Here is a 13,012-nt window from a genome sequence, read left to right on the forward strand (position 1 = left end):
GGCGGCCCGGGCCGCACGGGGAGCCCGGGCCGCCGACGTCTCGCGGGACGTGGGCCTGGCCCGCATGCTGGCCGCCGAGAAGGGCATGCGGATCGGGTCGGACGGCGTCCAGCTGCTCGGCGGGCACGGCTACGTCAAGGAGCACCCGGTGGAGCGCTGGTACCGGGACCTGCGGGCGCCGGCCGTCATGGAAGGAGGCGTCCTCGTCTGAGGACGGCACCATGATCGACCTCGACGATCCTGCGGAGATCGCGCCGCTGCTGGAGCTGGCCCACCAGGCCGCCGAGCACCTGCTCCGCCCGATCTCGCGCCGGTACGACCTCGCCGAGCACGAGTACCCTCACGAGCTCGACGACCTGGCCGACCTCATCGACGGGGCGGCGGCCCGGACCGCCCAGGACGAGGCGACCCGCGAGGCCTCGGGTGCGCCGCGCACGGGCACCCACCTGGCCTCGGTGCTGACGGTGGCCGAGATGTGCTGGGGGGACGTCGGCCTGCTGCTTTCGCTGCCCCGGCGCGGCCTGGGCAACGCCGCTATCACCGCGCTGGCCACCCAGGAGCAGCGTGAGCGGTTCAGCGGCGTCTGGGCGGCGATGGCCATCACCGAGCCAGAGGCCGGCTCGGACTCCGCCGCAATCCGCACCACGGCGTCCCGCGACGGTGACCACTACGTGCTCAACGGGGAGAAGATCTTCGTCACCTCCGGCGAGCGCGCCGACTGCGTCGTGGTCTGGGCGACGCTGGACCGGGCGCTGGGACGGGCCGCGATCAAGTCGTTCGTGGTGCCGAAGGGGACCCCGGGCCTGAAGGTCGAGCGGCTCGAGCGCAAGCTCGGCATCCGGTCCTCCGACACCGCCACGATCCGCCTGGTCGACTGCCGTGTGCCCGCGGAGAACCTCCTGGGCAGCCCCGACCTCGACGTCCGCCAGGGCTTCGGCGGAGCGATGACCACCTTCGACCACACCCGTCCCACGGTGGCCGCGATGGCCGTCGGCTGCGCCCGCGCGGCGCTGGACCTTACCCGCGACCTGCTCCGGGACGCCGGGGTCGAGGTGGACTACGAGCGGCCCGCGCTGGTGCAGCCCGCGGCGGCGGCCCGGCTCCTCGCACTGGAGGCCGACCTCGAGTCCGCCCGCCTGCTGATGATGAAGGCGGCCTGGATGGCCGACCGCGGCGAGCCGAACTCCCTGGAGGCCTCCATGGCCAAGGCCAAGGCGGGCCGGGTGGGCACCGCGGTGACCCTCGGGTGCGTCGAGCTGTGCGGCACCGTCGGGTACGCCGAGTCCGAGCTTCTCGAGAAGTGGGCCAGGGACGCCAAGATCCTCGACATCTTCGAGGGCACCCAGCAGATCCAGCTGCTCATCGTCGCCCGCCGCCTGCTGGGGCTGACGAGCGCGCAGCTGAGGTAGCGGCAGGGGCCCCGCCGGTGACCAGGCTCGACGCCGGGCCCCGCGACTGGTCGGATGGGGCCATGAAGCTGTACGCCGACACCCCCGGCCGCCGTCTGCGGCAGATCACCGCCGACCTGCTCTTCGTCGGCTGGCTGGTGCTCTGCGCCTGGCTGGGCTCCGCCCTGCACGACGGCACCCTGGCCCTGGCCCGGCCCGGCCACCTGGTGGCCGACTCCGCCACCTCGATGGCCGGCGGGCTCTCCGACGCAGGCGCCCGCCTCGACGACGTCCCTCTGGTCGGCGAGGGGGTCGCGGCACCGTTCGACGAGGCAGCCAGCGCCTCCCAACGGCTCGCCGACGCCGGCCGGGCGCAGGTCGACGCCGTCGAGCAGCTCGCCTTCTGGCTGGGGCTCTCGGCCGGGCTGGTGCCGGTGCTCGTGGTGTCGGCGTTCTACCTCCCGGTCCGCGTCAGGTTCATCCGGGAGGCGACCGCCGGGAGCCGCTTCATCGACGCCACCGAAGACCTCGACCTGTTCGCGCTGCGGGCGCTCGCCAGGCAGCCCATGCACGTCCTGGCCAAGGTGCACGACGACCCGGCCGGCGCCTGGCGAGCGCGGGACCCGGCGGTGATCGCGGCCCTGGCCGACCTGGAGCTGCGCGACTGCGGGCTCAAGGCGCGCTCCCCGCTGGCCGCGGCCGGCGGTAGGGGCCCGGCATGACGGGTTCCTCGGACCGCAACGGCGCGGCCGGGCGCTGGCGGCGGGTCCCTGCCGTCGGGTGGGTGCCGGAGTACCGCCGTGAGTGGCTGCGCGGCGACCTCGTTGCGGGGGCGGTCGTCGCGGCGCTCGCTGTACCCCAGGCGCTCGGGTACGCCGCCATCGCCGGGGCTCCGGTGCAGGCGGGACTCTACGCGGTGCCCGTCGCGCTGTTCGTCTACGCCGTGTTCGGCTCCTCCCGCCAGCTCGTGGTGGGGCCGGTCTCCACGGTGTCGGTGCTGTCGGGCTCCTTCCTGGCCACCTTCGGGGTGGCCGGGACCGCCGACGCGGAGTCGTACACCGCGGCGCTGGCGCTCAGCGCGGGGATCGTGCTGATCCTCGCCGGGTTCCTGCGCATCGGCTGGATGGCGGAGTTCCTGTCCAAGCCGATCGTCACCGGCTTCGTGCTGGGGCTGACCATGCTCGTCATCCTCAACGAGGTGCCGAACCTGCTCGGGGTGCCGACGCCCCAGGGCCAGGTGGTGGAGCGGCTCAGCGCCCTCGCCGAGAGCTTGACACGCGGTCAGGCGGACGCGACCACCACCGTCTTGTCCGCGGTGGCGCTACTCCTCCTCTTCGGCGGGCAGAGGTTCGCGCCGCGCGTGCCCTGGGGCCTGGTGGTGCTGCTTCTCGGGCTGGCGGTCTCCAGTGCGCTCGACCTGGCGGCGGAGGGCGTCGCGGTGGTGGGCGCGGTGCCGCGCGGGCTGCCGACCCCGATGGTGCCCACGGTCGACCCCGACGACCTGCCCGCGCTCTTCAGCGCGGGAGCGGCCCTGGCGCTGGTCGGTCTGGCCGAGGGGCTGAGCGCGGCGCGGCTGTTCGCCGGCAAGGGCGGCTACCGGGTCGACGCCGACCAGGAGCTGCTGGCCGCCGGCTCGGCCAACGTGGCGAGCGGGCTGTTCGGGGGCATCGGTGTCGCGGGAAGCCTGTCCAAGACGGCCGCCGTGGACGACGCCCGGGGCCGCAGCCAGATGGCGGGGGTCGCCGCGGGGGTGCTGGCCCTGGTCGTGATCGTCGCGCTCGCCCCGGCGCTCTCCTCCCTGCCCCGTGCGGTGCTCAGCGCCATCGTCGTCAACGCGGTGTGGAAGCTGATGGACTTCGCGGCCCTGGGCCGCTACGCGCGGGTCCGCCGCAACGACATCGTCTCGGCCCTGATCGCCGCGGTCGGGGTGCTGGTCTTCGGTCCGCTCAACGGGCTGCTCATCGCCGTGGGTGCCTCGGTGCTGGGGCTGGTCTACCGGTCCAGCCGGCTGCGGGTGGACACGATGGGCAAGGTGACCGGCGAGAAGGCCGCGTGGGGGAGCCTCCGGGCGCACCCCGAGCGGCCGACGTACCCGGGGGTGATGGTCCTGCGCATCGACGCCCCCATCTTCTGGGTCACCGCCCAGCCGGTGCACGACGCGGTGCTGGCGCAGGTGGAGGCCACCCCCGGCCTGCGCGCCCTGGTGCTGGACCTCGAGGCGACCAACCAGGCCGACACCACCAGCCTCGACGCGCTCGCCGAGCTGCACCGGGCCCTGCGCGCTCGGGGGGTCGACCTGTACCTGGTGCGGGTGATGTGGCCGGTCCGACGCGCCTTGAAGCGCACCGGCCTGATGGCGGAGATCGGCGAGGACCACCTGTGGCACAGCATCTCGCAGGGGGTGCGGGAGGCGCGTCAGACGCACGGACTGACCGGCTACCCGGCCGTCCAGGGCGGGGTCTTCGACTCCGACTGGCTTCCGGTCGAGGTGGACGACCTCGGCGAGGAGGGCGAGGAGCACATCGTGTCCGACGAGCCGGGCCCCGAGCCCGCCGAGATCTAGCTGGGTCAGAGGCAGCGGGACGCGCCCGCGGCTCCGGTCGCGGTGAGCAGGACCGGCGCGGCCAGCCCGGCCTGGTCGAAGGCCGCGGTCACCGCCCCGGCGACCGCCTGCAGGCGGTCGCGCGCCACCAGCGCGATCGCCGACCCGCCGAACCCGCCGCCGGTCATCCGCGCGCCCAGCGCACCGGCGGCGACGGCGGTCTCCACGACGAGATCGAGCTCGGGGCACGAGACCCGGTAGTCGTCGCGCAGCGCCGCGTGCGAGGCGGCGAACAGCTCGCCGACCCCGACCCAGTCGCCCTCGCCGACGGCGGCGACGGTCTCGGCGACCCGGGCGGTCTCGGTGACCACGTGCCGGGCCAGGGCCCGCAGCCGCTCGTCGGTGAGGCGGGGCAGGTCGGCCACGGTGGCCTGCCGCAGCGAGGACAGTCCGAGGGCGGTGGCCGCCTCGACGCAGCCGGCCCGCCGCGCGGCGTACCCCCCGTCGGTGAGCGCGTGGCTCACTCTCGTGTCGACGACCAGCACGGTCAGCCCGGCCGCGGCGAGCGGCAGCGGGACCTGGCGGCGGGACCCGTCGGCGAAGTCGAGCAGCAGGGCGTGCCCGGCGCGGGCGAACAGCGACACGGACTGGTCCAGGCCCCCGGTCGGCGCACCGGCCACCTCGGACTCCGCCGCCATGCACGCGTGCACGAGCCGAGTGCGGAGCGGGTCGTCGAGCTCCCGCCCCGCGAGTGACACGGCCGCGACCGCGACAGCGCACTCCAGCGCCGCCGAGCTGGACAGCCCGGCGCCCACGGGCACCTCGCTGTCGACGTAGACGTCCATGCCCGGCAGGTCCAGCCCGTCCCGGGCCAGCGCCCAGAGCACCCCGGCGGCGTACGCCGGCCAGCCGGTCACCCGTCCGGGGCCGGCGTCCTCGACACCGCCGGCCCACGTCGTCGGGGACTGCCGGCTGACCACCCGGACCAGCCCGTCCGTCCGGGCGCCGACGGCCGCGTACGTCGCGTGGGCCAGCGCCACCGGTAGGCACAGCCCCTCGTTGTAGTCGGTGTGCTCCCCGATCAGGTTCACCCGGCCCGGGGCACGCGCCACCAGCTCGGCCGGGCGGCCGAACGCCGTGGAGTATCCCTGGGCGGCGTCGGTCGCCCGCTGCGCCACCGGGCCGGCCTGCTGGAAGTCCACGGCCACAGGGTAGGCCCCGCGCAGTCTTTACCGTGTCGCACGTTGACCCCCGCCACGCGGAGGGCTTTCATGGAAGCAACGGGTGTCGTTTCGCTCAGTGAGGCGGAAGAGTCATGGGGACTTGTACCTGCGTGAACTGCTATGCAGAGATGTCACGCTTCGATGCACACATTCGCTCGGTCGCGTTCCGGCAGGTGGCGTACTGCCCGGAGTGCTGGGACGAGCTCTACGGTGCCGCGCAGGTGCCGTCGCCCCGTCGCCCGGCCGAGGAGCTGGCCGAGGCGTAGCCGGCGGCGAGCCCCGTGAGGTCCCGCCGACCGCCGTGACACCCGGGAGGGCGAGACTGGGGGCATGAGCCCGACCCTGACATTCCTCGGTGCCGCCGGCACGGTCACCGGCAGCCGCTTCCTCGTCGAGTCCCCGCAGTCGCGGATCCTCGTGGACGCAGGTCTCTACCAGGGCCTGAAGGAGCTGCGTCAGCGCAACTGGCAGGAGTTCCCCGTCGACCCGGCGTCGTTCGACGCCGTGGTCCTCACCCACGCCCACCTCGACCACTGCGGCTACCTGCCCCGGCTGGTGCGCGAGGGGTTCACCGGACCGATCGTGTGCACCCGGGAGACCGCCGAGATGGCCGCCGTCGTGCTGCGGGACAGCGCGCACCTGCAGGAGGAGGACGCGCGGTACGCCAACGAGGCGGGGTTCTCCCGGCACCGGCCGGCGTTGCCGCTGTACGACGACGGCGACGTCGAGCGGACCCTGCCGCTGCTGCGGCCGGTGGCCTTCCACGACCCCGCCCCGGTGGGGGAGGACGTCACCGCAACCCTGAGCTCGGCAGGGCACATCCTCGGCTCGGCGAGCGTGCTGCTCGACGTCGCCGGCACGGCGGTGCTGTTCAGCGGGGACCTCGGTCGACCCGACCACCCCGTCGTCGTGGACCGGGAGGACCCGCCGCCGGCGGAGGTGGTCGTGGTCGAGTCGACCTACGGCGACCGGGTGCACCCTCCGGCGACCTCCGAGGTGCTGGCCGACACCGTTCGCCGGGCCCTCGGCCGGGGCGGTTCGGTCCTCATCCCGGCCTTCGCCGTGGACCGCACCGAGGTGGTGCTGGTCGCGCTGGGGGCGCTGATGCGGGAGGGCCGGATCCCCTCCGTCCCCGTCTACGTCGACAGCCCGATGGCGGTGGCCGCCCTGGACATCTACCGCCGTGCGCTACGCCTGGACAGCTTCGGCGTCCCGGACCTGCGCGTGGTGCGCAGCGTGCAGGAGTCCCAGCAGCTCAACGACCCGGAGCGGCCCTGCGTCGTCCTGTCCGCCTCCGGCATGGCCACCGGCGGTCGCGTGCTGCACCACCTCGCGGGAATGCTGCCCGACCCGAGGCATGCCGTGCTGCTCTCGGGCTACCAGGCGGTGGGCACGAGGGGACGCGACCTGGCGGAAGGGGCGCGCCAGGTGAAGATCCACGGTCGCTACGTGGCGGTGCGCGCCGAGGTGGTGCTGGACTCGGAGTTCTCGGTGCACGCGGACGCACCGGAGATCATCGACTGGCTGCGCCGGTTGCCCCGCCCGCCCCGCACCGTGTACGTCGTCCACGGGGAGCCCGCCGCCTCGGAGGCCCTGGCGGCGCGGATCAGCGAGGCGCTCGGCTGGTCCGCCGTCACCCCGAGGTTCCGCGAGCGCGTCCGCCTCGACTGAGGGTGCGTGGCCCCGGCCGCATCCGGGGTCAGAGCTTGTAGCCGATGTCGCGCAGCAGCTGGCGGCGCGCCCGCTCGTCGGCCTCGGTCTCGACCCCCAGGGGCGTCTCCCCGTCGACGACACCGAGGACGCCCCGGCCCTGTGGGGTCTCCGCGACCAGAACCTGGACGGGGTTGGCCGTGGCGCAGTACACCCGGCACACCTCCGGCACGGCCTTGACCTGGTTGAGCACGTTGACGGGGAACCCCTCGCGCAGGAGCACCACGAAGCTGTGGCCCGCCCCGACCGCGAGGGCGGCGCGGACCGCGAGGTCGACGAGCTGGGCGTCGTTGCCGCTGCGGCGCACCAGCCGCGGCCCGGACGCCTCGCAGAAGGCCACCCCGAACCGCAGGTGCGGCGAGGAGCCGACCAGGGCCTCGTGGAGATCCTCCACCGTCTTGACGAAGTGGGCCTGCCCGAGGATGAGGTTGACCCCGTCGGGTACGTCGAGGGGGACGACGGCGGTGGTGGGCTCGGTCATGGCGGCTCTCGTTCCGGAAACGGGTTGGCGCAGGGAGTAGCGTGAACCATGGTCACACACCGGGGGGTGGACACCACGCAGGAACCTGTCACCGCACAGGCCGAGGACGTCGAGCTGGTGGCGCAGCTGCGACACTCGCCGCTGCGCGAGGCCGCGCTGCTCGCCGGCCTCTTCGTCCTCTACTCGCTGACCCGGCTGGTCGCGAGCGACGACCTGCGCGTGGCGCTCCTGCACGCGCGGGACGTGCTGCACCTCGAGCGTCTGCTGCACCTCGACGTCGAGTCGTCGCTGAACCTGGCGCTGAGCCGGCTGCCGATGGTCGAGGTGGCCGCGTCGTACTGGTACGCCGTGCTCCACTACCTCGTCACGCCGGCGGTGCTGGTCCTGGTCTACCGGTTCCGACCGGCCCACTACCGCTCCTCGCGCACGGCGCTCGTCGTGGCGACGGGCGCCGCCCTGGCCTGTTACCTGGCTTTCCCGACGGCCCCGCCCCGCTTCGTCGTGGGCTACACCGACGTCCTCGCCAGGACCGCAGAGTACGGCTGGTGGGCGGGGCAGGGGGCGGCGATCAAGGGAGCAGCGGGCATGGTCAACCAGCTCGCCGCGATGCCGTCCATGCACGTGGGCTGGGCGGTGTGGTGCGCCCTGGCGCTGAGCCGGATGGCGACGGCCCGCTGGCAGCGGGTCCTGGTGTGGTCCTACCCCACGGTGACCTTCCTCGTCGTGGTCGCCACCGCCAACCACTGGTTCCTCGACGCGGTCGCCGGGGCGGCGCTGGTGGCCATCACCTGGGTGCTCACCCACGTCGGACCCCTGGCGAGTCGCTCTGCTCGCGCCTGACCCCGCGTCGTAGGGTGCGTGGGGGGACGTGAGGAGGCGGAGATGGACGACGCTGCGTCCGAGGATGCGGCCGGGGGAGCGGGTTACGAGATCTTCATCGGGCTGCTGTCCCTGCTGTCGATCGTCAACCTGGTCCTGATCATCTTCATCCAGTACGACGCCGGCAGAGCCGTGGTCTACGTCATCGACGGCGTGCTGAGTCTGGTCTTCCTCGGGGACTTCCTGTGGCGGTTCCGCCGAGCGCCGAGCCGGTCGACCTACTTCTGGCGGCGCTACGGCTGGGCCGACCTGCTGGCGAGCATGCCGTTCCCGCAGATGAAGCTCCTCCGCGTGTTCCGCCTGCTGCGGGTGGTCCGGCTGGTGCGTGGCAACGGCGTGGGCTACGTACGCCGCAGCGTCCTGCGCGACCGGGCCGGCAGCGCCCTGCTCAGCCTGCTCTTCGTCGCGATCCTGGTGCTCGAGTTCGGGAGCCTCCTCATGCTGCGCGTCGAGTCGGGAGACCCTGACGCGAACATCACCAACGCCTCAGACGCGCTGTGGTACGTCATCGTCACGATGTCGACGGTCGGGTACGGCGACCAGTACCCGGTGACCAATGCCGGGCGCAACCTCGGCGCGTTCATCATCGTGCTCGGCGTCGGCATCTTCGGGACGCTGACCGGCTTCCTCGCCAACGCCTTCCTGGCGCCGCGCCGGGCGGAGGAGGCGCCCGTCTCCGACGCGCGGGAGCGGCTCACGGAGCTGGAGTCGCTGCTGGCCGAGCAGCAGCGGGCCACGGCGGACCTGCGCCGACTCCTGGACGGCTGACCGGGGCCGGCACGGGCCGACCCCGCCCTTGGTTCCGGCTCGGGTTGGGTGGACAGTGGAGGTGTCAGTCTCCCGGCGAAAGGCGGTCTGATGTCCGAAGACACATCGGTCGACCCGTGGGACACCCCCCGGATCGAGGTGCGGGTCTACCGGCACGGTGAGCTGGTGCAGCGGGAGCTGTGCGACTCCGAGGAGGAGGCGGCCCGCGTGGTGGACGGCTGGGCGGAGCACTCCGAGGTCACCTGCGAGGTGGACGACCTGACCCTGCGGCACGGTCCCGAGGACGTGCTGGCCCCCGATCCCGCGCTGATGGAGGAGGACGAGCGATGAGCTCCCAGGACCGTCGGCACCGGGCCGGCGCGGCCCTCGCCGAGCTGGGCGGCCCCCGCTCCGAGCACCGGCGGTGCAGCGTCCAGTGCGCGGCCAGCCACCACCTCGCCGCGGTCTACGAGACCGGGGTGGGTCTGGTGTACCACGCGGTCGAGGGTCCGCACTCCCACGGCTCGAAGGACCGCGTGGACACCGCCCACCACGGGGGTCCGCGCGGCCGCGAGTACGTCGACCTGCTGGTGGGTGACGCGATGAGCGACGACGGGCTGCCCGCCTGGTGCGACTGCGGACCGCACACCCTGTCCCGGGCGCAGCTGCTCGCGGACGTCGCCGCGGGTCGGCGGACGGTGCGGGTGGGCTAGGTCCCGACCGGGGTGAGCAGCGTGCGCGAGGCCATGCCCACGGTGCGGGCGAGCGCGGCACGGTAGCGGTCCGCCAGCGGCCCGATCCGCCGCAGCTCCCACAGCGCCTCCACGTTGACCCAGGCGACCTCGCGCGCCCTGTCGATGTTCCACGCGCTGACCAGGTGCACCACCGCCCCGACATGCGCGTCCGCGGCGCGTCCCGCCTCGCCGAGGAAGGACCGGCGCACGTCGGACTCGCAGGCGGCCAACAGGTCGTTGACCCGCTCGTAGTCGGCGTGGACCTCGGCGGGGGAGACCTCGCGCCGGCGGCACGTGTCGACCACGGCCAGGGGGAGGTCGTGCCCGATGTGCGCGTTCATCCCCGCGAGGGCGAACTGGATCGGCAGCACCGATCGGTCACCCCGCTGCTCGAAGAGCGGTGCCCAGGCTCTGGGGACCGACCCCAGTGGTGCGTCGTAGGCCTGGGTCCACGACGAGGCGAAGGCCACGTCGAGGTCGGCCATGTAGGCCGGGTCGTCGAACACCCGGCCTGCCGCGAGACTGGTGGCGACCGCCTCGGTCACGGTGAGGTACATGCGGTTGAACACGCCGGCGCCGTCGCCGGCCGGGAGCTCGGCGTCGATGCGCCGGAGGTGGGCGAGGACGTCGTCGACGGTGCGGTCGGCCATCTGCCGACGATAGCGCCCCGGACCCTGCTCACCCCGGCGCCGCCTCGGGCAGCCGGGACAGCTCGAGGCGGCGCACCTTGCCGGTCGCGGTGTGCGGCAGGTCCTCGACGAAGAGGTAGCGCTTCGGCCGCTTCGCGGGTGCGAGCTGGGTGCGGGCCAGGTCGCGCAGCTCCGCCTCGGTCACCTCGCCGACCACGGCGGCGCACACGCGCTGCCCCCACTCCTCGTCGGGCATCCCGAAGACCGCCACCTGACGGACACCGGGGTGGGCGGCCAGCACGCTCTCCACCTCGGCGGGGTAGACGTTGACCCCACCGGAGATCACCAGGTCCTCGCGCCGCCCGTCCAGGTAGAGGTACCCGTCCGGGTCCAGCCGGCCGTGGTCGCCGACGGTGAAGGCCGGGCCGGCGGGGGTGTCGCGCCAGGCCTCGGCGGTCTTCTCGGGGGCACCGAAGTAGCTGAACCGCGCGTGCTCGGGCACGGTGCACCAGATCGTCCGGTCGGTGTCCACGCTCAGGGTGCGGCCCGGGCGGGCCCGGCCGACGGTGCCGGGACGCTCCAGCCACTCCTCGCTGCGACAGGCGGTGAACTGCCCCTCGGTGGACCCGTAGAACTCCCACGTGCTCCCTGCGGGGAACGCCTCGACCAGGCGCCGCTTCACCGGCGCGGGGCACGCGGCCCCGGCATGCGCGAGCATCCGGAAGCTCGACAGGTCCGGGCGACCGTGCGCGTCCCAGTAGGTGAAGAGCCGCTGCAGGTGGGTGGGCACGCAGAAGGTCGCGGTCGGTCGGTCCTCCGCGATCACCGCGGTCAGCCGCGCCGCGTCGAAGGGCCCCGGGACCACCAGCCGTCCCCCGGCGAGCAGGGTGCCGATGGCGAACCGCAGGGGGGCCGAGTGGTGCAGCGGGCTGATCACCAGGTGGACGTCGGAGTCGGTGAACTGCCACAGGTCGCGCTCCTCGGCCACCAGCGCCGCGGCCGCCTCGGGGGCCAGGACCCCCGACCAGACGCCCTTGGGGGTACCGGTGGTGCCGGAGGTCAGGTGCATCGGCCGCGCCAGGGGGAGGCGGTAGCCGCCTCGGGAGCCGGCCCCCAGTCTCCGGTGGAGCGCGCGCAGGGTGGGCTCGTCGTCGACCACGAGCACCGGGCGCACGTCGCCCAGGACGGTCGCCCGCTCTCGCGGGGTGAGCCGTGGGTCCAGCGGCACCGGCACCACACCGTCGGCGAGGAGGTGGAGCACCACCTCGACGTAGGCCAGCGAGCCGGGCACCAGCAGGGCCACCCGGTCACCGGAGGACAGGTCGGGCCGGCTGCTCATGCCCCCATTGTGGCCCCCACGGTGCCCCCGTCCGTGGCCGAGCCGGTCCCGGGTCAGCCGGGCGGCGGCGGGCTGATGGTGACGACGCCGACGCCGTCGGTGACCGTGGCGCGGGTCGCGGAGACGACGTGGACCTGGAAGGTCTCGACAGGCTCCGGCACAGCGTCGGAGAGGACCTCCACCGGGATCGCGAGCCGGCGCTCACCGGGCAGGAGGACGAGCCGGACGCGGAAGGGGACGTAGTCGGTCTGGTCCGCCTCGACCGGGACGGTCTCCAGGACGACCGCCACCCGGCGGCTGCTGGGACGGTCCAACCCCAAGGCCAGCGGGGTCACCACCGAGCCCGTGGCAGGCTCGACCACGGTCAGGTCGCCGAGCCGGAGTCCGGGTGGCGGGTCGTCGTCACGGATGGTGCCCACCCCGGTGGCGTCGCCGACGGTCAGACCACGGGAGGCGCTGAGCCGGAGCCGCAGCCGTTCCCGCACCTCGTCCACCCGGTCACCACGCACCCGGACGGTCACCTCGCGGGCCACCGTGCCGACCGGGAACTCCACGCGGCGGTCCACCGCGGCGTAGTCCGTCCCCGCGGTGGCCGTGCCGTCGACCGTGCGCACCCGGACGGAGACCCGGCGGGAGGTGGGCCGGTCCAGGCGCACGCGGAACCGGAGCGTGACGGGGGCGCCGGGGTCGGCCTCGGTGACCGTGGCGTCGCCGACTCCGGCCTTCGGCACCGGCGGCGCCGGCCGCCCCGACGGACCGAGGGCGGCGAAGCAGTAGCCCCGAGCCCGGGCGCCGCTCACGATCGCGGGCACCGCGCCCAGGGTGATCGGGGAGCGCTGCACCCCGTCGTGCAACAGCACGATGTTGCTCCCTCCCGGACGTAGCGCGCCCAGCACCCGAGCCGCGATGTCGGCGGAGTCGCCGGAGTCCCAGTCGCGCGGGTCGACGTCCCACAGCACCGGCACCAGGCCCATCCCGGCCACCACCGTGCGGACCCGGGAGTCGACCGCGCCGTACGGCGGCCGCATCAGGCGGGAGGGGTGCACCCCTGCCTTTCGCATCGCCTTCGCCGTCCGCTGCAGGGTCGAGCGGATCCCGGCGTCGGAGAGCCCGGTGAGCATCTCGTGCGCGTAGGTGTGGTTGCCGAGGACGAACCCGCGCCGGTACGCCCGCCGCGCCAGTGCCGGGGCCGCGGCGACGCGTTGCCCCACCACGAAGAAGGTGGCCGGCACCCGCCGTGCCCCCAGCACGTCGAGCAGCCGCCCGGTGACCGCGACGGCGGGGCCGTCGTCGAACGTGAGCGCCACCAGCCCCCGCGAGCACGGCCGCGGTGCCGCCTG

At 74.1% G+C, this 13,012-nt stretch carries 15 protein-coding genes; 10 read left to right on the plus strand and 5 right to left on the minus strand.

The window, feature by feature from the left end:
• From PLP61_RS09305 to PLP61_RS09320, 4 genes are all read left to right on the plus strand, one after another.
• The coding region (locus PLP61_RS09305) for an acyl-CoA dehydrogenase family protein (RefSeq protein ID WP_324502353.1) at positions 1-211 on the plus strand (211 nt) is incomplete at its 5' end.
• 10 nt (positions 212-221) lie between these two features.
• Positions 222-1,409 (plus strand): acyl-CoA dehydrogenase family protein, encoded by a 1,188-nt coding sequence (locus PLP61_RS09310; protein WP_324502354.1) that lies wholly within the window; start codon positions 222-224, stop codon positions 1,407-1,409.
• Positions 1,410-1,471: 62 nt separating this feature from the next.
• Positions 1,472-2,110, plus strand: coding sequence for a hypothetical protein (locus tag PLP61_RS09315; RefSeq protein ID WP_324502355.1), 639 nt, complete (start codon positions 1,472-1,474; stop codon positions 2,108-2,110).
• Positions 2,107-3,951, plus strand: coding sequence for a SulP family inorganic anion transporter (locus PLP61_RS09320; protein WP_324502356.1), 1,845 nt, complete (start codon positions 2,107-2,109; stop codon positions 3,949-3,951). Before PLP61_RS09315 ends, PLP61_RS09320 begins: the two co-directional genes overlap by 4 nt.
• Positions 3,952-3,956: 5 nt before the next feature.
• On the opposite strand, the gene galK is transcribed toward PLP61_RS09320, so the two are convergent.
• Positions 3,957-5,132, minus strand: coding sequence for a galactokinase (gene galK, locus PLP61_RS09325; RefSeq protein ID WP_324502357.1), 1,176 nt, complete (start codon positions 5,130-5,132; stop codon positions 3,957-3,959).
• A gap of 149 nt (positions 5,133-5,281) precedes the next feature.
• Here galK and PLP61_RS09330 point away from each other — a divergent pair, with 149 nt between their 5' ends.
• Both PLP61_RS09330 and PLP61_RS09335 read left to right on the plus strand, forming a co-directional pair.
• Positions 5,282-5,419, plus strand: a complete 138-nt coding sequence (locus tag PLP61_RS09330; protein WP_324502358.1) for a hypothetical protein — start codon at positions 5,282-5,284, stop codon at positions 5,417-5,419.
• Positions 5,420-5,483: 64 nt separating this feature from the next.
• Positions 5,484-6,824, plus strand: a complete 1,341-nt coding sequence (locus PLP61_RS09335) for an MBL fold metallo-hydrolase RNA specificity domain-containing protein (RefSeq protein ID WP_324502359.1) — start codon at positions 5,484-5,486, stop codon at positions 6,822-6,824.
• A 28-nt stretch (positions 6,825-6,852) separates the two neighbouring features.
• Here the strand turns inward: PLP61_RS09335 and PLP61_RS09340 are convergent, their stop codons facing one another.
• Positions 6,853-7,344, minus strand: a complete 492-nt coding sequence (locus PLP61_RS09340) for an adenosine-specific kinase (RefSeq protein WP_324502360.1) — start codon at positions 7,342-7,344, stop codon at positions 6,853-6,855.
• A gap of 48 nt (positions 7,345-7,392) precedes the next feature.
• On the opposite strand from PLP61_RS09340, the gene PLP61_RS09345 reads away from it, so the two are divergent.
• From PLP61_RS09345 to PLP61_RS09360, 4 genes are all read left to right on the plus strand, one after another.
• The gene (locus tag PLP61_RS09345; protein ID WP_324502361.1) at positions 7,393-8,184 is read left to right on the plus strand and encodes a phosphatase PAP2 family protein; all 792 of its coding nucleotides are present in this window, start codon (positions 7,393-7,395) and stop codon (positions 8,182-8,184) included.
• A gap of 42 nt (positions 8,185-8,226) precedes the next feature.
• Positions 8,227-8,991 carry an ion transporter gene (locus PLP61_RS09350; protein WP_324502362.1) on the plus strand — a complete coding sequence of 255 codons (765 nt, stop codon included), beginning with the start codon at positions 8,227-8,229 and terminating at the stop codon, positions 8,989-8,991.
• 90 nt (positions 8,992-9,081) lie between these two features.
• Positions 9,082-9,321, plus strand: coding sequence for a hypothetical protein (locus PLP61_RS09355; protein ID WP_324502363.1), 240 nt, complete (start codon positions 9,082-9,084; stop codon positions 9,319-9,321).
• Positions 9,318-9,683, plus strand: coding sequence for a hypothetical protein (locus tag PLP61_RS09360; protein WP_324502364.1), 366 nt, complete (start codon positions 9,318-9,320; stop codon positions 9,681-9,683). The genes PLP61_RS09355 and PLP61_RS09360 overlap by 4 nt, the downstream gene beginning before the upstream one ends.
• Here the strand turns inward: PLP61_RS09360 and PLP61_RS09365 are convergent.
• From PLP61_RS09365 to PLP61_RS09375, 3 genes are all read right to left on the minus strand, one after another.
• Positions 9,680-10,354 (minus strand): DUF5995 family protein, encoded by a 675-nt coding sequence (locus PLP61_RS09365; RefSeq protein WP_324502366.1) that lies wholly within the window; start codon positions 10,352-10,354, stop codon positions 9,680-9,682. The two genes, PLP61_RS09360 and PLP61_RS09365, sit on opposite strands and share 4 nt — an antisense overlap.
• A gap of 28 nt (positions 10,355-10,382) precedes the next feature.
• A complete protein-coding gene (locus tag PLP61_RS09370; RefSeq protein ID WP_324502368.1) occupies positions 10,383-11,672 on the minus strand; it encodes a class I adenylate-forming enzyme family protein in 1,290 nt (429 codons plus the stop codon).
• Between the two features lie 53 nt (positions 11,673-11,725).
• Positions 11,726-13,012, minus strand: a 1,287-nt coding sequence (locus PLP61_RS09375; protein ID WP_324502369.1) for a polysaccharide deacetylase family protein, incomplete at its 5' end; no start/stop codon positions are given.

Origin of the sequence: Nocardioides sp., assembly GCF_035429765.1 — a bacterium.
GTDB lineage: Bacteria > Actinomycetota > Actinomycetes > Propionibacteriales > Nocardioidaceae > Nocardioides.